Source organism: Lentzea sp. NPDC020367 (assembly GCF_044387305.1).
In the GTDB taxonomy this organism is placed as follows: Bacteria; Actinomycetota; Actinomycetes; order Mycobacteriales; family Pseudonocardiaceae; genus Lentzea.
In genome coordinates this window covers 173,720-191,550 of the sequence record NZ_JBIRVV010000012.1, presented here as the reverse complement: position 1 = coordinate 191,550, position 17,831 = coordinate 173,720, and the positions used below count along the sequence as shown (strand labels likewise).

The window sequence follows — 17,831 nt, the reverse complement described above, 5'->3', positions numbered from 1 at the left end:
ACGAAGAGCAGGTGTCTGGGTAGCTCTCCCGAAGCGGCGCAGTGTCTACATCGACACGACAACGAGGAGAAACCTGATGAGCACCGTCGCTGCCTACGCCGCCCCAGCACCCAAGGCACCGCTGGAGCGCACCACCATCGAACGTCGCGCGGTCGGCGCGCACGACGTCCTGATCGACATCAAGTTCGCCGGCATCTGCCACTCCGACATCCACCAGGTCAACGAGGGCTGGGGCCAGGGCATCTTCCCGATGGTCCCCGGTCACGAGATCGCCGGCGTGGTCGTCGAGGTCGGCTCCGAGGTCACCCGCCACGCCGTCGGCGACCGGGTCGGTGTCGGCTGCATGGTCGACTCGTGCCGTGAGTGCGAGTTCTGCCTGCGCGGGCTGGAGCAGTACTGCGCGAACGGCAACACCATGACCTACAACGGCATCGACCGCCGCGGCGACGTCACCTACGGCGGCTACTCGCGGCAGATCGTGGTCGACGAGAACTACGTCGTGCGCATCCCGGACGCGCTCCCGCTCGACGTGGCCGCGCCGCTGCTGTGCGCGGGCATCACGCTCTACTCGCCGCTCAAGCACTGGGGCGTCGCACCGGGCAAGAAGGTCGCCGTCGTCGGCCTGGGCGGGCTCGGCCACATGGGCGTCAAGATCGCCGCCGCGCTCGGCGCCGAGGTCACCGTGCTGTCGCAGTCGTTGCGCAAGAAGGACGACGGTCTCAAGCTCGGCGCCCACGACTACCGCGCCACCAGCGACCCGGCCACGTTCACGGAGCTGGCCGGCAAGTTCGACGTGATCGTCTCCACGGTGTCCGCGCCGCTGGACTTCACCGCCTACCTCGGGCTGCTCAAGACCGACGGCGCCCTGGTGAACGTCGGCGCGCCGGAGGAGCCGATCTCGATCAACCTGTTCGGGCTGCTCGGCGGCCGCAAGACGCTGGCCGGTTCCATGATCGGCGGCATCGCGGAGACCCAGGAGATGCTGGACTTCTGCGCCGAGCACGGCCTCGGTTCGGAGATCGAGCTGATCGGCGCCGACCAGATCAACACCGCCTACGAGCGGGTGCAGTCGAGCGACGTGCGGTACCGGTTCGTGATCGACACCGCCACGATCTGATCGCCGTGCCGTGTCCGCTCAGCTGGGCGGGCACGGCACCCCGGTCGTGTAGGCCTTCGTGGCACCCGCGATCACCGCGTCGAGCTGCTGGAGGGTCTCCTGCAGCTCTTCGATCTGCTTCACCACCGACGACCGGTGCCCGCGCAGCTTGGCCAGCACCTCCGGCGCCGCCACCCCCGTCACCACGCACGGCAGCATCTCCAGGATGGACGTGCTGGAGATCCCCGCGGCGTAGAGCTGCTGGATCAGCCGGACCCGGCCGACGGCGTTCTCGGCGTAGCGCCGTTGCCCACTTCCGCTGCGTTCAGCTGCGAGAAGGCCCTGCTCTTCGTAGTAGCGCAACGCGCGCACGCTCACGCTCGTGCGTTCTGCCAACTCACCGATGCGCATTGAGACCTCCGCCACAAAAGCTATCTCTGACGTCAACGTCAGGTTTCTAGCCTAGCTCTCATGCTGCTCACGAGCTACGAACTCGGAAACCTGACCCTGCCGAACCGCCTCGTCATGGCGCCGATGACCCGCGCACGGGCCGTTGACGGCAAACCGACCGAGGCCACGGCCACCTACTACGCCCAGCGCGCCACCGCCGGACTCATCGTCACCGAAGGCGTGCACCCGAACGCGGTCGGCCAGGCCGGTCCGTTCATGCCCGGCGTCCACGACGACGAGCAGGTCGCGGCCTGGCGGGTGGTCACCGACGCCGTGCACGCGAACGGCGGCCGGATCTTCGCCCAGCTCATGCACGGCGGCCGCATCGGTCACGCCGAGGTCGCCGGGCACCACCCCGTCGGTCCGTCGGCGATCGCGGCCGGCACCGACGTGTTCACCCCGACCGGCATGAAGCCCGCACCGGTGCCGCGGGCGTTGTCGGCGGCGGAGGTCTCGGACCAGGTCCAGGCGTTCGGTGACGCGGCCCGCAAGGCCGTCGACGCCGGGTTCGACGGGGTCGAACTGCACGGCGCGAACGGCTACCTGATCCAGCAGTTCCTGTCCTCCAGCGCGAACGAGCGCACCGACGGCTACGGCGGCTCGATCAGCGGCCGCATCCGGTTCGCAGTGGAAGCCGTCGAAGCGGCCGTGGACGCCATCGGCCCGGACCGCGTCGGCATCCGGCTCTCACCGGGCGGCGAGATCCAGGGCATCGTCGAGGAGAACGTGCCCACGCTCTACGGCGAGCTGCTGAAGGCGTTGCCGGACATGGCTTACATCCACGTGCTCGCGACCGTGGACGACGAGCGGCTGATGGAGTTGCGCAAGTCGTGGCCGAGCGCGTTCATCCTCAACCCCGGCGGCCAGATCGGCCCGAACGAGAGCACGCAGGAGCAGGGGGAGCGCTGGCTCGCCAACGGCGCCGACCTGATCAGCTACGGCCGCGCGTACATCGGCAACCCCGACCTCGTCGAACGGTTCCGCCAGGGCCTGCCGCTCGCCAGCTCGGACCAGGAGACCTGGTTCCAGGCGCCCACCGGCTACGTCGACTACCCCGCCCATCAGCACTGAAGCGCGCGCAGCAGGTGGTCGACGAGCCGTTCGAGGTAGTCGGGCTCGACCTCGGCCCGCCGGACCGACAGCCGCCAGTAGACCGGGGCCGCGACCAGGTCCAGCGCGATCTCGAAGTCCAGGTCCGCCGGTAGTTCGCCCCGGTCGACCGCTCGCCGCAACGTGACGGCGCCGAGCGCCCGCCGGGGTTCGCCGATCGTCGCCGCGATCGCCTCGGACAACGCCGGCGTGCGGACGGCCTCGGCGGTGAGGTCGGGCAGGATCGTGGCGAACCGGGGGTGCGTCAGCCAGTCGTGCACGGCCGTGACCGTGGCCAGCAGGTCGCCGCGCAACGACCCGGTGTCCGGAACCTCGGCCAGTGGCACGGAGAACTCCGAAAGCGCCGCGACCACCATGTCCTGTTTGGACGGCCACCGCCGGTACAGCGCGCTCTTGCCGACCTCCGCGCGCTTGGCCACCGCCTCCATCGAGAGCCGGCCGTAGCCGTGCAGGGCGAGCTCGTCGAACACGGCGTCGGTGATCGCCTGCGTCACCTGAGGCTGCAGGACGGCGGCGCCGGTCGGGGTGCGCTTGGTCATGACGCACATCATAGGACTGGACGAGACGGTCCCGTCCCGCCTAACGTTGTGGACGGGACGGAACCGTCTCGTCCATTTCTTTCGGAGGGCTTCCGTGGATCTCATCCCGAGGGCACTGCAACTGCTGCTGGACAAGGACATGATCGGGTTCGCGCGTCTGTGGGCCGAGGACGGCGTGATGGAGTTCCCGTTCGCCCCGCCCGGCTGGCCTGCTCGGGTGGAGGGGCGTGCCGCGATCGAGGACTACCTGCGCGACTACCCGAAGATGCTCGACATCCAGGGCTTCCCGAAGCAGGTCGTGCACCAGAGCACCGACCCGGACGTGCTCATCGCCGAGTTCGACGCCGAGGGTGTCGTGGTCGCGACAGGCGAGCCGTACCGGGCCTCCTACATCGCGGTCGTCACGACCCGCGACGGCGAGATCGTGAGCTACCGCGACTACTGGAACCCGCTGCTCGCGCAGGAACTGGCATGACCGCGTTGATCATCGGCGGCACCGGGACGACCGGCAGCCGCCTCGCATCGTTGCTGCCAGACGCCCGAATCGGCACGAGAAAACCGGTGCGGCCCGGCCAGGTCCGGTTCGACTGGGACGTGCCGGCGACGTTTGAACATGCGCTGGAGGGGATAGATCGTCTTTACCTGATCCCCCCGGTCGGCGTCGTCGACCCCGCGCCGGTGGTCGAGTCGCTGCTCACTCGAGCGCGGCTCGTGCGGCGAGTGGTATTGCTGAGCTCGTCCGCGGTGCCGGAGAGCGCCACGGGGATGGGCGCTCTCCCGGCGCTCGTGCGCGCCATGCCCGAGTGGGCGGTGCTGCGGCCGTCGTGGTTCATGCAGAACTTCACCGGCGAGCACCTCGTCGCCCAGGGCGTCCGGTCCGGCGAGATCGTCACGGCGACCGGGGACGGCAGGGTCGGGTTCGTCGACGCCGCCGACATCGCCGCGGTGGCCGCGCGGGCGTTGACGGATCCGTTGCCGCACAACACCGAGCACCTGATCACCGGACCCGAGGCGCTCAGCTACGCCGATGCCGCCGCGATCATCACCGAGGTCACCGGGAAGCCCGTGCGGCACCGTTCGGTCAGCACCGGGGAGATGGCCGAACGGATCGGATCGGTGCTGCCGAAGGAGTTCGCCGCCGTCCTCGCCGCGCTCGACGAGGACATCCGCGGTGGGGCCGAGGACCGGGTCACCACGACCGTCGAGGACGTGACGGGCAGGCCCGCCCGGTCGTTCCGCGACTTCGTCAGGCGAACGTCCAGCGAGTAGCGCCACCCGGTTCCACGGTGGCCACGGCGTGCGCGCCGTGCAACGTGATCCGGTAGACGTACCAGGGTCCCGCGCCTCCGCTCGGCGCCATGAAGGGCGCGGTGAACGCCGCGCCCTCGCGTTGCGCGGGCCAGCCCGACTCGCGGTACCTCGCGGCGACGCGGTCCAAGGTGGACTCGTCGCCGACCAGGTGCGCGTCGCCCTCCAGCACGAGGTCCATTCCGGTCAGCCGCACCGAGATCGTGCAGGCCGGGTTCTCCGCGAGGTTGCGCGACTTGCGGGTGTCGAGCCCGCTCACGAAGTAGAGCGCGTCCTCGAACCAGACCGCGCCTATGCCGACCGAGTGCGGCCTACCGTCCGGGCGCACGGTGTTCAGGAAGAACGGCACGTCCTTCGCCGCGGACTCGGTGGCGAGCAGGTCCTGTGCCTGGCTCCACGGCAGGGCGGCGTTGCCGTAGCGGTCGAGGTTGCGGGTTTCGATCGTCGAGTTCGTCATGCAACTACGTCGAACGAGGATCCGCGTTTTCGACGAGTCAGCGCACCGATTCGCACGGAACGATGAAGAACCAGTCGTCAGGCGCGTGCTCCAGCCGTGCCTCCGTCGCTCCCGCGGCGCATTCCGCACGGGCGTTCGAGAGGCTCTCGTCCCACGGAACGCCCGTGAGCACCGTCTTCGGCTCCCGCAGGTAGGCGAAGACGCTGACCACCACGAGGAATCCGATCAGGTAACGGCTTCCGGCGACCACCGCGCGTTCCCAGGTCTTCGCCGGCGTCGCGTCGAGTCCCACGAAGATCGCGGTGAACAGGAACAGGCACGGCGCGATGCTGTAGCGCTGCGCGGCCATCACCACGTCCTCCGCCTGCACCTGCAGGACCTGCGTCCAGTTCAGCACCAGGCACGCCACGATGAGGATCACGCTGTAGGCAACGGCGACCAGCGCGAGCGTCCGCCCGGTCCGGTCACCGAACCGCAGGCCCGCCGCGATCGGCACGGCGGCGGCCAGCAGCGAGCCGAGGATCAGCAGGTTGCCCATCGCCGGGTAGAGCTCGGCGACCCGCTCGGACCCCGTGAACGCCACCACGGGCACCCGCAGCAGGCTCGCCAGCAGCACCTGCACCGGGTCGACCGCGTCGTGCGAGTACGGCGTGCGCGACGCGAACAGCATCGTCAGCCCCTGCACGACCAGTCCGGCGAGGAACGCGATCGGCACCTCCCTGCGCGGCTGGAAGAGCCGCAGGAGCGCGATCGGCGCCAGGATGAACACCAGCGGGCTCGACAGGGCGGCGAGGACCACGAACAGCGCGATCGGCACGCGCGGGGCGTTGCGCCACAACAACGCCCAGAAGGCGCCGTAGAGCAGGAACCAGTGCAGGTTCGCCATGTTGTTCAACGTCTCGGAGTTGCCCGCCGGCAACACGATGACCAGCGCCGCCAGCGCGAACCGCATCGGCGCCGACTTCAGGTACGCCTTCGAGGCCGCGAACGTGATCAACGCGATGAGCGCCCGCAGCATCGCGGCGCAGACCGCGAACCCCGCAGCGGTCCACTCCAGCGGCAGCAACGCGACCAGCTGGGCGACCAGGCGCGGCAGCATGTGCAGGTAGCCGCCGTACGGGTCGGTCAGGTTCGACAGCACGGGGGAGCGCACGGCGTCGACCATGAACCGGGCGCCGTCCTCGGCCCACAGGTGGTCGAGCCGGGACCAGCCGGCGGGGATGAGCAGCAGGAACGCCATCGCGGCGACGAACCCGCCCAGCATGCCCAGCCAGGTCAGTTCGTGCCGCGGTTCGTCCGGCACCGGCAGCACGCTGTCCGCGAGCGCCTTGGGCCGTTGGGCCGTGAAAGCCATCAGTCGGTCCCCCGTGTCCGATTTCGAGCCAGGGGAGAACGTAGCCGGTCAGGGCCGGGCGAGGTCCGGCAGGCGCTCGTAGGCCGCCCACTGCTCGGCGGACACCGTGCTGATCTGGGACGAGTTCAACCCCGCGAGCTCGGTCGAGTTGACCACCCACAGCTTGCCGTCGAGCAGCAGCCCGACCGCGCCGTCCGGGTTGCTCACCGCGGGCGCGCCGGCCGGGACCTTGGCCGTGAGCTTGAACGAGTCGACGCCCTGCGGACGGGTGCCGAGCACGCCGCGCGAGAACTTCTCGGCCACCGAGCGGCGTTCGAACCGCATCAGGTTGCCGCCCGCGACGACGTCGAGCGTGCGTTCCGGGGACGGCACCGCGAAGCCGTTGAGAACCCTCGCCTCGGCCGCGGTGGCGCATCCCCTGATGCCCCGCACGTCGATGCCGAAGTGGGAGATGTTCGTCGGTCCAGCCGGGCCTTCGACAGTGCCGCGCAGCACGTCGATCGCGACTCGGCCGCACGGGTCCTTGGCGTTGATCGGCGCGTGGCCCTCCGGCGTGCGCAGGAGGCCGGGGCCTTCCCTCCACGGGCCGGGGATCAGCACCGGTTCGAACGGGTGGCGGGTGAAGTCCCTGTTCCAGAACGTGATGGTGGTGCCGTTGTCGGTCTCGTGGGCGATGGCGAACGACGACACCGCGTCGATCCACATCCAGTCCGAGCTGAACGCCTCGACCACCGACCGGGTGCGCGGCCCGTTGTTCGACGTCACCGGCTTGAAGCCCTGCTTGCCCAGTGCCTCGACGCCCTTGGCGAACGTCGGGTCCTTCGAACGCAGCACGTACTGCCCGGCGCCGTTCTGGTGCGAGGCGAGGCCGGTGGTGTCGGTGAACATCAGGTACACCCAGCCGTCGAGGTAGATCGCCGACTGCTGGCCCGCGCCGTAGGTGTTCTCGCGGATGATGTCGCCGGCTGGGCCGAGGATCGACTGGCCGCCGTTCTCCCGCGTCCAGGTGATGCCGTCCTTGCTGGACGCGACGCCCGCCGAGCTGCCGTTCGCGTGGTTGTCCCGCGATGCGCCCGTGTAATACATGTAATAGACATCGCCGATCTTGATCAGCGACGGGTCGCACGTGTGCATGGCGTCGAAGCTGCCGCCACTGCCCGAGAACACCGGGATCGCCGTCGAGAACGGTCCACCGACGGACGGACCCTCGCTATAGAGGATGTCGTCGCCGCCGGGTGGGGCCGCGCTCAGCTGGCTGCACCACCACGCGCGCACCTTGCCGTTGTCGAGCATCACGGCGGGCGCGTAGTTGTACGGCGCGTCACCGGCCCCGGCGATCACCGTGCCACCGCTCTGGCGGCCGTTGTCGATCGCGAGCTTGAGGTTGTCCCTGGGCGGCGGTGCCGGTGCCGGGTCCTTCGACGACGTGGGCTTCTTCTGGTCGGACGGTGCTCCGACCGGGTCACCGACCGCCGCGTTGGTGCACGCCGTAACCGCACTGACCAGCGCGAGCGCAGCGAGTAACGCGAGAGGTCGACGACTCAGGGACACTCACCCATCATAGTGATCAAGTCCTCCGTACGGGTGAAGTGCGTTGGCGCAAACCCATTCATGTCCTCTCAATTAGCCCTTCCCGACGCCCTGAAAAGCGCGATTCAGCTGCCCAAGAGCACAATTCCGGCGATCAAAGGCACCAACGGAGACGCTCCGGTGTTAGCCAGTCCTGGTGGGCGGAACACGAGTGGCGGCAGCAGGTCCTGCGGGGTCTGGGTGATCGGCGGCGGACCGGCCGGGCCGGGCTGCTGCGGCAGCGCTGAGCAGGACGAACTCAGGGCAGCGTGAGGTCGTCGAGCTTGTCGCCGGCCCCGTAGAAGCCGGCGAACGCCTCGGAGTTGGTGAGCGTGCTCTGCGCGCCTGTGACGGTGAGCACACCCGTGTCGTTGGTGGTCTTGGACCTGGCTTCCTAGCTGGCCGGCGGGTGTTCGCGGACCGCGCAGCGGCGGCGGAACCAGGCGAGGAACTTCGCCGGGTCGCCGCCCTGCCGGAGTGTGGACACCGCGCCGGTCAGCGGGAACATCGCGGCGTGCGTGCGCGCCCGTTCGTATTCGGCAGGCCGCACCCGTTTGACCAGGGGCCAGCCGTAGCTGGCGAACGCCGCCGCGTCGAGCGCCGGGTCTCCGGCGCAGGCGAAGTCCCAGTCGATGATTCCGCTGACTTTTCCGTTGTGCCAGCGCAGGTTCACCGGCGCCAGGTCGCCGTGCACGAACCCCGTGGCCTCCGGCAGGTCCGCGAACCGTTGCAGGACTTGGGAGGCCTGGTCGCGTTCGTCGGCGTCGAGCAGCGGGAACACCAGTTCGGTGATCTCCTCCGCTGTCCGCCGCCCGCCCGCGTGGTGCAGCGGTTCGTCCAGCAGCGCAACGAGTTCGGCGGTCGGCTCCACTGCGGCGAGCGCGTCCAGCACCTCGCGGACGGCCTCGTCGCTCGCGGTCTCCGCGGGCTCGCCGGGCAGGTACGAGAGGACGACGTGAGCCTGGCCGAGCGGCAGGTCCAGCCGATCCTCGATGACCTCCGGCACGGCGAACGGCAGGTCCAGCCGCGAGATCCGGCGGAGTGCCTGCGCGCGTCGCCTCGCGTCCGTGAGGTCCCTGCGAGGGAACCGGGCGACCCACTTCCCTTGCACCACAACGGCATCGTTGAACGTGCCGCGCGCCAGCTCCGCGCCCGGCGTCCTGAGCAGGTCCTCGATCGTCATCAGCTGCCCAGGTAGCGGACGACGGCCATCACCCGGCGGCTCACACCGGACGAGCCGGAGAGACCGAGCTTGTCGAAGATGGAGTTGATGTGCTTTTCCGCAGCGCTCTGCGAGATGTGCAGCTGCGTGGAGATGCGGGCGTTCGTGAGACCTTGGGCCATCAGTTCCAGGACGTCCTTCTCTCTCGCCGTCAGCGTTTCGAGCGGGTCGACGTGGGTGGTTCTGGTCAGCAGCCTGCGCACGACCTCCGGGTCGAAGGCCGCGCCGCCCGCCGCGACCCTGTCGAGCGCCTCCAGGAACTCGTCCACCTGCGCCACGCGATCCTTGAGCAGGTAGCCGACCTTGCCGCCGGTGCTGGTGATCAGCTCGGTGGCGTAGCGGTTCTCGACGTACTGGGACAGCACGAGCACGCTGACCTCCGGCCACCGCTCGCGGATCTCCAGTGCGGCCCGCATGCCGTCGTCCTTGTGGTCCGGCGGCATCCGGACGTCGGTGACCACGATGTCCGGCCGGTGCTCCTCGGTGGCCTTGATGAGCTCCGGTGCGGTGCCGACGGCGGCCACGACGTCGTGCCCCTCCTCGGCGAGCAACCGGATCAGGCCCTCGCGCAGCAGCGTCGAGTCCTCGGCCAGGATCACTCGCACGGCAACCTCGCGTAGATCGTGGTGGGACCGCCTTCAGGACTGGTCACCTCGAACGTCCCGTCCACCGCCTTGACCCTCCTGGCCAGCCCGGACAGCCCGGTGCCGGTGGGATCCGCGCCTCCGAAACCGTCGTCCCACACCATCACCGTGATGTCGCCGGGCGCCGGCCACACGGAGATCTCCACGACCGTCGGATCGGCGTGCTTGGCCGCGTTGTTGACCGCTTCGGACGCCACGAAGTAGATCACCGTCTCCAGTGCCGTGCCCGGCGACGCCTTGAGCTCGTTGCTGATCTCCACGCGCACGCTCGACCGCTCCGCCAGCACCTCGAGCGCCGTGTCCAGCCCCGAGTCGTCGAGCACGGCGGGGTAGACGCGGGTGGCGACCTCGCGCAGTTCGTCGATGGCCTCGCCCGCCGTGAGGTGCGCCTGCAGCAACAACTCCTGCAGCTGCTCCTCGCCCTTGGCCCGCCGAGCCCGGCCGATCAGCATGCCGAGCGCGACGAGCCGTTGCTGAACACCGTCGTGCAGGTCGCGCTCGATGCGCCGCCGCTCGTCGTCGATCGCCTCGATGACCTCGGCCCGCGTGCTCGTCAGCTCCGCGACCCGTTGCCGCAGCAGCGTCTGCTGACTCGTCCCGAGCATCGCGGTGGCGAGCCAGCGGTCCAGCACCGCCACCCCGACCACCCCGGCCGTGGTCACGAAGATGACCAGCGCACCCGGAATCGCCACCAGCGCCATCAGCTCCAGGGTGACGCGATCCCCGTCCTCGACGAGGCCCCAGTCGCCGTCGAAGAGCCACGCCGTCACCATCGAGATCGCGACGGAGTACCAGAACGCCAGCATCCAGATCACGCCCGCGCCGAGCGCGCCGACCAGCCACCGCACCGCGAGGTAACGACGGCATCCCTTTCGCGTCAGCGGGTTCGTGTGCACGGCCCGGTCGAACCGCGTGATCCGGCTCAACTCGTACTCGGTCTGCCCGACCACTCCCACGTCGACGGCCGCGGCGGCGAGACCCAGCAGCCCCGTCACCGAACCGATCGTGAGCCCGGCGAGCATCCGGAACCAGCCGCGCACCAGCGAACCCGCACTGAGCTGCCCCTCCTGCTGCACATTCGCCACCGTACTGGCCCGTTCAGCCACCGGCATTGCGGTTTACCGCAGTATCGCCCTGCGGTTTCCCCCACGATTCCCAACGGACAACCTCATGGCCCAGCCGCTTTCCCATTCCTAACGTGGACCCCGACCGAATTCACCGTTCCTGAGGGGAAATCCAATGCTGGCAGAATGGGCCGTCTCGCTGATGGAGTCACTGGGAGGCGTGGGCGCGGCCGTGGTCGTGGGCCTCGACAACCTGTTCCCGCCCATCCCGAGCGAGCTGGTGCTGCCCCTGGCCGGCTTCTCCGCGAGCAAAGGCGTGTTCAGCCTGCCGGCGGCCCTGTCCTGGACCACGCTCGGCTCCGTGGCGGGAGCCGTCATCGTCTACCTGGCGGGCATGCTCCTGGGCCGCACCAGAACCCGCGCCCTGGTGGCCCGAATCCCGCTGGTCCGCGTAACGGACTTCGACAAGTCCGAAGCCTGGTTCACCCGCCACGGCACCAAGGCCGTGTTCTTAGGACGGATGGTGCCGCTGTTCCGCAGCTTCATCTCCCTGCCCGCAGGCGTGGAACGCATGAACTTCCCGAAGTTCCTCGCACTGACCACACTGGGCAGCCTGATCTGGAACACCATCTTCGTAGGCGCCGGCTACCTGCTGGGCGAGAACTGGCACCGAGTCGAGTCCTACGCGGGAATCTTCCAAAAGCTGGTGATCGCCGCGGTGGCCGTCGCCGTCACGCTCTTCGTGGTGACCCGCCTGCGCCAGCGCTCGTCGGGCGACCCGGAGGCGACGGCGGTCTTACCGCGCGCGAAGCGATAACGCCGCCGCGCACCCGCGCCCGCCGCTCGGCATCGACCACCACGACCGTCGCTCGGCATAGGCTGATGGCCTTGCCGCGCAACGCATTCCAGCACCGGCGAACCTTCGTCTGCCGGCCTCAACCGGTCGGGCCAGTCTGCCGAGTCCGAGGTTGGGCGGTGGCTGCCGCCGGGTCTCACGAGCCGCGTATCCCAGGTAATGGCGTTGCCGTGCAACGGTATCCGACGAGGGCCATGTCAACACTGCCGAGTGCTCGGCCGGCTCCGCGCCGCAGGCCACGGCGTCGGCGAGGCCCCGCCCATCAGCCCCAATCGGCTGGAGTGCTCCGCTGGGCCCAAGGCTGCTGGGCAGCGACCGCCGCCAGTCCCTGTGAGCTGCGCATCTCAGGCGATGGTGTTGCCACACAACGCATCCCGGCCTGGTCGTGTCACCGCTACCGCATGTTCGGCCGGTTCCGCATGGCACGCCAAGACATCGGCGAACCCGCCCTTGTCCAAGCCACCCCCGCGGCCCGTGCGGGTGCGTCCCCCGGTGAAGACGAAGGTGCCCCAGGCCGGGGGAGATGGCCTGGGGCACCGGGGAGGGGCTGGATCAGACGTCGTAGCGGTCCGCGTTCATGACCTTGTTCCACGCCACGACGAAGTCCTGGACGAACTTCGCGGCGGCGTCGTCACTCGCGTAGACCTCTGCGATGGCGCGCAGCTCGGAGTTCGAGCCGAACACCAGGTCGTTGCGGGTGCCGGTCCAGCGGACGGCGCCGGTGGTGCGGTCGCGGCCCTCGAAGTTCTCCTGGTCCTCGGTGACCGACTTCCACTCCGTCTCCATGTCGAGGAGGTTCACGAAGAAGTCGTTGGTCAGGGTCTCCGGCTTGGCCGTGAGCACGCCCGCAGTCGAACCACCGTGGTTGGCGCCCAGCACGCGCAGGCCTCCGACCAGCGCGGTCAGCTCCGGGGCGGAGAGGCCGAGCAGGTTCGCCTTGTCGACGAGGAGGTACTCCGACGGCAGCGGGTGGCCCTTGCCGCGGTAGTTGCGGAAGCCGTCGATCGTGGGCTCCAGGACGGCGAACGACTCGGCGTCGGTCTGCTCCTGGGTGGCGTCGACGCGGCCCGCGAGGAACGGCACCTCGACGTCGTGGCCCGCGGCCTTGGCGGCCTGCTCGATCGCCGCGGCGCCGCCGAGGACGATCAGGTCGGCCAGTGAGACCTTCTTGCCGCCGGTCGCGGAGCTGTTGAACGCCTCCTGCACGCCTTCCAGAACCCGCAGGACCTGCGCGAGCTGGTCGGGCTCGTTGACCTCCCAGCCGCGCTGCGGCTCGAGGCGGATGCGCGCGCCGTTGGCGCCACCGCGCTTGTCGCTCTGGCGGAACGACGAGGCCGAGGCCCACGCGGTCTTGACGAGCTGCGAGATCGAGAGACCGGACTCGAGGATCTTCGCCTTCAGCGACGCGACGTCGTCGGCGGAGACGACCTCGTGGTCGACGGCCGGCAGACGGTCCTGCCAGATCAGCTCCTCCTGCGGCACCTGCGCGCCGAGGTAGCGCTGGATCGGGCCCATGTCGCGGTGGGTCAGCTTGAACCACGCGCGGGAGAACGCGTCGGCGAACGCCTCGTGGCTCTCCGCGAACTTGCGCGAGATCGGCTCGTAGATCGGGTCGAAGCGCAGCGCGAGGTCCGTGGTCAGCATCTGCGGCGTGCGGTTGAGGGTGCCGTCCTCGGGGTCCGGCACCGTGTTGGCGCCCGCGCCGTCCTTCGGCTTCCACTGGTGCGCGCCGGCGGGGGACTTGGTGAGCTCCCACTCGAACGCGAAGAGGTTCTTGAAGAACAGGTTCGTCCACTTGGTGGGCTGCTGCGTCCAGGTCACCTCCAGGCCGGAGGTGATGGCGTCACGACCCTTGCCGCTGCCGTGCGTGCTGATCCAGCCGAAGCCCTGCGCGTCGATCGTGGCGCCCTCGGGCTCCGCGCCGACGAGGTCCGGGTCGCCCGCGCCGTGCGCCTTGCCGAAGGTGTGGCCGCCGGCGATGAGCGCGACGGTCTCCTCGTCGTTCATGCCCATGCGGCCGAACGTCTCGCGGATGTCGCGGGCGGAGGCCAGCGGGTCCGGGTTGCCGTTCGGGCCCTCGGGGTTGACGTAGATCAGACCCATCTGGACGGCCGCGAGCGGCGACTCCAGGTCGCGGTCACCGCTGTAGCGCGCGTCGCCGCCGAGCCACGTGGTCTCCGGGCCCCAGTAGACGTCCTCGTCCGGCTCCCACACGTCCGCGCGGCCGCCGGCGAAGCCGAAGGTCTCGAAGCCCATGGTCTCCAGCGCGCGGTTGCCCGTGAAGATCATGAGGTCGGCCCAGGAGACCTTCTTGCCCCACTTCTTCTTCACCGGCCACAGCAGACGGCGGGCCTTGTCCAGGTTGCCGTTGTCCGGCCAGCTGTTGAGCGGGGCGAAGCGCTGCATGCCCGCACCGGCGCCACCGCGGCCGTCGTGGGTGCGGTAGGTGCCCGCGCTGTGCCACGCCATGCGGATCATGAACGGGCCGTAGTGCCCGAAGTCCGCGGGCCACCAGTCCTTCGACTCGGTCAGCACGGCGTCGACGTCGCGCGCCAGCTCGTCGAGGTCGACGGTCAGGAACTCCTGGCCGTAGTCGAGCGCACCACCGAACGGGTCCGCCTGGACGGGGTGCTTGCGCAGGATCCGGAGGTTGAGCTGGTTGGGCCACCAGTCACGGTTGCTGCCGCCCTCGCTGGGGTGGCTGATGCGACCGTGCGCGACCGGGCAGCCGCCGGCCTCCTCCTCGTTCAGGTCGGCCAGCTTGGCGTCAGTGCTGTCGGACACGGGAATCCTTCCGGGTGTTCAGGAACTTTTCGCGGCGGTCGTGCACTCGGGGCAGGAGCCCCAGTAGATGACCTCGGCCTCGTCGATGACGAACCCGTGGTCGTCGGATGCGTCCAGGCATGGCGCGTGGCCGACCGCGCAGTCGACGTCGGCGATGGCGCCGCAGGATCTGCACACGACGTGGTGGTGGTTGTCCCCGACGCGCGCCTCGTAACGGGCGACCGAACCTTGGGGCTCGATGCGCCGCAGCAGGCCGGCTCCGGTCAGTGCGCGGAGCACGTCGTACACGGCCTGATGGGAGACCGCGCCGAGGTTCTGACGCACGACACCGATGATCGAGTCCGTGTCGGCGTGCGGGTGGGAGTGCACCGCGGACAGCACAGCGATCCGAGGAGCAGTCACCCGAAGCGACGCTCCACGCAACAGGCGCTCGAAATCGGAAGCCGTGGGCACGAGCGTCACCCTGCCGTCTTTTCTGGAATGAGTCAAGTTAACGAACGATGCAGTTCACCCGAAGCGGTCACCGCCGTACGGCGAACACGGCGTCAGCCAGTCGCCGCACGCCCTCGGCGAGCACGTGCTCAGGTGCTCCGCCGTAGGTCAAACGAAGAAAACTGCCCGGCGGTTCAGCGGCGAACCACGGTCGTCCCGGGAACACCACGACATCACGCGCCGCGGCGGCCGTCGTCAGCTCCAGGTCGTCCACGCCGTCCGGCAACGTCGCCCACAGGTGCAGGCCACCGGACGACTTCGCGAGCTCGAACTCCGGCAGGTGTTCACCGATCGCGCGCGTCAGAGCGTCACGCCTGGACCTCAAGGACTGCTGGAGCGTGCGCAGGTGCCGCCGCCAGACCGGGGACGTCACGAAGTCGATCGCCGCCTCCTGCAACGGCCCCGCGACGTACAGGTCCTGCCGGGACCGGGTGTTCTTCAGCCGGGTGCCCGCCGGGCCGCGCGCGCCGATCGCGGCGACGCGCAGTCCGGGCGCGGCGACCTTGGTGAGCGAGCGGACGTAGACGACGTGACCGTCGGTGTCCTGCGAGACCAGCGTCGGCGGCGCGGTGCCGTCGATGGTGAAGCCGCGCGCCCAGTCGTCCTCGACGAGGAACGCGCCCATGCGGCGGACGATCCGCATGACCTCGGCACGACGTTCGTCGGAGAGCACGGCGCCGTGCGGGTTCGCGTGCAATGGCTGGCAGTAGAAGACCTTCGCGCCCGTGCGTTCGAAGGCGGCCTGGAGCAGGTCCGGCCGCACGCCGTCCTGATCCGCCGGTACCGGCACGACCTTCAGTCCGGCGTCACGGGCAGCCGCGATCGCGCCGAGGTAGGTGGGCGACTCGACCAGTACAGCGTCGCCACGGTCACCGAGCCCGCGGAACACCGTCGCGAGTGCTTCCTGGGCGCCCGCGCACACCGTGATGTCGCCGGCTCTCAGGTCACCGCCGGCCTCTTTCGCGAACCACGCCCGCAGCTCTTCCTTGCCCTCGACGGGAACGCGCCCCCACGAGGCCGGTCGGCGCGCCGCGCGGCTCAGCGCGGCACCGAGTGCGTCGGTGGGCTGCAGTTCGGGGTCGAGATAGCCGCTGGTCAGCGGGATGGCCTCGGGTTTCGGCACCGCGACGAGGTTCGCCACCAGGTCCTCGCCCGGCCTGCCCTCGCCGAGCGCGACGGCCTGCCACGACAGGTCACGGCCGGCCGCGGTCGTGCGCGCGGCGACGTAACTGCCGCGGCCGGGCCGCACCTCGACCAGTCCCTCGGCGGCGACGCGCTGGATCGCCTGCTGGACCGTCGCGGGCGAGGCCCGGTGCCGCGCCATGAGATCGCGCACCGAGGGCATGCGGTCTCCGGCCCGGCCGGAACGTGCCGCTGCTCTCAGCTCCTCGATAACGCGGACGGCTGCGTTATCCTCATTCATGAGAGCCAAGAGTAACGTTATCCTTCCGGCGGGGGTAACACTGGGCGCGCTCGGCGTCCTGGGGTTCAGCTACTCCCTGCCCGCGACCCGCCTGGCAGTGGCGGGACTGGACCCGTGGTTCGTCGCATTCGGACGGGCGCTGGTCGCAGGCGTCCTGGCGATCGCCTACCTGGCGTTATCGCGAGCGCCGCGCCCGTCGGCATCGCAGATCCGCCGCCTGGTCGTCGTGGCCGCGGGCATCGTGATCGGCTTCCCGCTCTTCACGTCGTTGGCGCTCACCACCCAGACCTCGGCCCACGGCGCCGTCGTGATCGCCGTGCTGCCGATGTCCACCGCGATCTGGGCCGTCCTGCGCGCTTCCGAACGTCCGCCCATCGCGTTCTGGCTCGCCAGCGGCGCCGGCCTGCTCGCGGTGCTGGCGTTCGTGGCCACCGGCGGCGGCCTCTCCGGTTCACTCGGTCTGGCCGACGTCTACCTACTGGTCGCCGTTGTGTTGTGCGGCCTGGGTTACGCCGAGGGAGGCGCGCTCTCCCGCGAACTGGGCGGCGCCAGGACGGTCTGCTGGGCGCTGGTCGTCTCGTTGCCCGTGACGATCCCGGTTTCCTTGTACACAGCGGACTTCTCGCGTGCTGACGGCGTCGTGTGGCTCAGTTTCGCCTACGTGTCACTGATCTCGATGTTCCTGGGCTTCTTCGCCTGGTACGCGGGCCTGGCCGCGGGCGGAGTGGCCAAGATCGGCCAGATCCAGCTGGCCCAACCGGTTCTGACGCTCATGTGGTCCGCGCTGGTCCTGAGCGAACCGGTCGGCTGGCAGGCTCTCGCCACCGCGGCCGTCGTGCTCGTCTGCGTCGTGCTGACCCAGCGCAGCCGCGTGCCCAGCAGCCGAAAATTGTCAGACCCTCCTGCCATCCTCGACCCATGCCGATCGAAGTCGCCAGCAAGCGACGCAAGCTGAAGCGCCCGGACGCGGTGGTCGTCGACGTGACCTCCCGCGGCCCCGATCCGTGGGTGCGCTTCAGCCCGTTCTACCCGCACGGGCAGATCCCGGTGCCGTTGTCGCCCGGCGTGACGAGCGAGTCCGTCGAAGGCCTTTGGCAGGCCCTGAAGGTCTTCGAGGGCACCGATGTCGATCCGTCGAAGCTCGCGGTGACGTCGATGAAGGGCCTGAAGCGCACGGTCCGCCGCTTCGGTCAGGTCCGGGGGCATCGTGCGGGCCTGGCCGGCGAGCGCCTGCTCGACTACCGCACGGCCCGGCAGGAGATCTACTTACCTGCCTACCGCTGGGTCCTGGAGCACCGGCTGCGGGAGGAAGTCGCGCGGCTGCACGAGTTGGCCGAGTCCTCCGACGTCGTGCTGCTCGACTACACGACCAACGGCGACGTCGAGGATCTCAGCACGCCGCTGTCCCACGCCGCCCTGATCGCCGACCACCTGAGGAGGCTCACCGCGCACGCGTCCTGAAA

At 69.6% G+C, this 17,831-nt stretch carries 18 protein-coding genes and 1 pseudogene; 7 read left to right on the top strand and 12 right to left on the bottom strand.

Annotation, left to right across the window (positions count from 1 at the left end):
* Nucleotides 1-76: 76 nt before the first annotated feature.
* Nucleotides 77-1,117 (top strand): NAD(P)-dependent alcohol dehydrogenase, encoded by a 1,041-nt coding sequence (locus ACH413_RS36955; RefSeq protein WP_396425438.1) that lies wholly within the window; start codon nucleotides 77-79, stop codon nucleotides 1,115-1,117.
* An 18-nt stretch (nucleotides 1,118-1,135) separates the two neighbouring features.
* Here the strand turns inward: ACH413_RS36955 and ACH413_RS36950 are convergent, their stop codons facing one another.
* Nucleotides 1,136-1,507 carry a MerR family transcriptional regulator gene (locus tag ACH413_RS36950; protein WP_360039819.1) on the bottom strand — a complete coding sequence of 124 codons (372 nt, stop codon included), beginning with the start codon at nucleotides 1,505-1,507 and terminating at the stop codon, nucleotides 1,136-1,138.
* A gap of 60 nt (nucleotides 1,508-1,567) precedes the next feature.
* On the opposite strand from ACH413_RS36950, the gene ACH413_RS36945 reads away from it, so the two are divergent.
* Entirely contained in the window at nucleotides 1,568-2,617 is a 1,050-nt protein-coding gene (locus tag ACH413_RS36945) for an alkene reductase (RefSeq protein WP_360039821.1), read from the top strand.
* Here the strand turns inward: ACH413_RS36945 and ACH413_RS36940 are convergent.
* The gene (locus tag ACH413_RS36940) at nucleotides 2,608-3,195 is read right to left on the bottom strand and encodes a TetR/AcrR family transcriptional regulator (protein WP_360039824.1); all 588 of its coding nucleotides are present in this window, start codon (nucleotides 3,193-3,195) and stop codon (nucleotides 2,608-2,610) included. The genes ACH413_RS36945 and ACH413_RS36940 overlap by 10 nt on opposite strands.
* A gap of 94 nt (nucleotides 3,196-3,289) precedes the next feature.
* On the opposite strand from ACH413_RS36940, the gene ACH413_RS36935 reads away from it, so the two are divergent.
* Together ACH413_RS36935 and ACH413_RS36930 are read left to right on the top strand one after the other, a co-directional pair.
* Complete coding sequence (locus ACH413_RS36935) at nucleotides 3,290-3,670, top strand: nuclear transport factor 2 family protein (protein WP_360039827.1); 381 nt, start codon at nucleotides 3,290-3,292, stop codon at nucleotides 3,668-3,670.
* Nucleotides 3,667-4,464 (top strand): NmrA family NAD(P)-binding protein, encoded by a 798-nt coding sequence (locus ACH413_RS36930; protein ID WP_360039830.1) that lies wholly within the window; start codon nucleotides 3,667-3,669, stop codon nucleotides 4,462-4,464. Before ACH413_RS36935 ends, ACH413_RS36930 begins: the two co-directional genes overlap by 4 nt.
* Here ACH413_RS36930 and ACH413_RS36925 read toward each other — a convergent pair.
* The 7 genes and pseudogenes from ACH413_RS36925 to ACH413_RS36895 form a co-directional block, all read right to left on the bottom strand.
* On the bottom strand, nucleotides 4,442-4,960 hold the full coding sequence (locus tag ACH413_RS36925; protein ID WP_360039833.1) for a pyridoxamine 5'-phosphate oxidase family protein: 519 nt from the start codon (nucleotides 4,958-4,960) through the stop codon (nucleotides 4,442-4,444). The two genes, ACH413_RS36930 and ACH413_RS36925, sit on opposite strands and share 23 nt — an antisense overlap.
* Before the next feature lie 37 nt (nucleotides 4,961-4,997).
* Nucleotides 4,998-6,314, bottom strand: a complete 1,317-nt coding sequence (locus tag ACH413_RS36920; protein WP_360039836.1) for a hypothetical protein — start codon at nucleotides 6,312-6,314, stop codon at nucleotides 4,998-5,000.
* A gap of 48 nt (nucleotides 6,315-6,362) precedes the next feature.
* Nucleotides 6,363-7,865 carry a beta-xylosidase gene (locus tag ACH413_RS36915; RefSeq protein ID WP_360039839.1) on the bottom strand — a complete coding sequence of 501 codons (1,503 nt, stop codon included), beginning with the start codon at nucleotides 7,863-7,865 and terminating at the stop codon, nucleotides 6,363-6,365.
* 277 nt (nucleotides 7,866-8,142) lie between these two features.
* Nucleotides 8,143-8,250, bottom strand: a pseudogene (locus ACH413_RS36910) (hypothetical protein); the annotation flags it as partial.
* 27 nt (nucleotides 8,251-8,277) lie between these two features.
* Nucleotides 8,278-9,066: a phosphotransferase gene (locus ACH413_RS36905; protein ID WP_360039842.1), complete on the bottom strand. Its 789-nt coding sequence runs from the start codon at nucleotides 9,064-9,066 to the stop codon at nucleotides 8,278-8,280.
* Nucleotides 9,066-9,710 (bottom strand): response regulator transcription factor, encoded by a 645-nt coding sequence (locus ACH413_RS36900; protein WP_360039844.1) that lies wholly within the window; start codon nucleotides 9,708-9,710, stop codon nucleotides 9,066-9,068. Before ACH413_RS36900 ends, ACH413_RS36905 begins: the two co-directional genes overlap by 1 nt.
* Nucleotides 9,701-10,825, bottom strand: a complete 1,125-nt coding sequence (locus tag ACH413_RS36895) for a histidine kinase (RefSeq protein ID WP_360039847.1) — start codon at nucleotides 10,823-10,825, stop codon at nucleotides 9,701-9,703. Before ACH413_RS36895 ends, ACH413_RS36900 begins: the two co-directional genes overlap by 10 nt.
* A gap of 163 nt (nucleotides 10,826-10,988) precedes the next feature.
* Here ACH413_RS36895 and ACH413_RS36890 point away from each other — a divergent pair, with 163 nt between their 5' ends.
* Nucleotides 10,989-11,630 (top strand): DedA family protein, encoded by a 642-nt coding sequence (locus tag ACH413_RS36890; protein ID WP_360039850.1) that lies wholly within the window; start codon nucleotides 10,989-10,991, stop codon nucleotides 11,628-11,630.
* A 591-nt stretch (nucleotides 11,631-12,221) separates the two neighbouring features.
* On the opposite strand, the gene katG is transcribed toward ACH413_RS36890, so the two are convergent.
* From katG to ACH413_RS36875, 3 genes are all read right to left on the bottom strand, one after another.
* Nucleotides 12,222-14,453: a catalase/peroxidase HPI gene (gene katG / locus ACH413_RS36885; RefSeq protein ID WP_360039853.1), complete on the bottom strand. Its 2,232-nt coding sequence runs from the start codon at nucleotides 14,451-14,453 to the stop codon at nucleotides 12,222-12,224.
* An 18-nt stretch (nucleotides 14,454-14,471) separates the two neighbouring features.
* A complete protein-coding gene (locus tag ACH413_RS36880) occupies nucleotides 14,472-14,906 on the bottom strand; it encodes a Fur family transcriptional regulator (protein WP_360039856.1) in 435 nt (144 codons plus the stop codon).
* Between the two features lie 67 nt (nucleotides 14,907-14,973).
* On the bottom strand, nucleotides 14,974-16,368 hold the full coding sequence (locus ACH413_RS36875; protein WP_360039859.1) for a PLP-dependent aminotransferase family protein: 1,395 nt from the start codon (nucleotides 16,366-16,368) through the stop codon (nucleotides 14,974-14,976).
* On the opposite strand from ACH413_RS36875, the gene ACH413_RS36870 reads away from it, so the two are divergent.
* The gene (locus ACH413_RS36870) at nucleotides 16,367-17,323 is read left to right on the top strand and encodes a DMT family transporter (RefSeq protein WP_360039861.1); all 957 of its coding nucleotides are present in this window, start codon (nucleotides 16,367-16,369) and stop codon (nucleotides 17,321-17,323) included. The two genes, ACH413_RS36875 and ACH413_RS36870, sit on opposite strands and share 2 nt — an antisense overlap.
* On the top strand, nucleotides 17,287-17,829 hold the full coding sequence (locus ACH413_RS36865; RefSeq protein ID WP_360039864.1) for a DUF6939 family protein: 543 nt from the start codon (nucleotides 17,287-17,289) through the stop codon (nucleotides 17,827-17,829). The genes ACH413_RS36870 and ACH413_RS36865 overlap by 37 nt, the downstream gene beginning before the upstream one ends.
* Nucleotides 17,830-17,831: the final 2 nt, after the last annotated feature.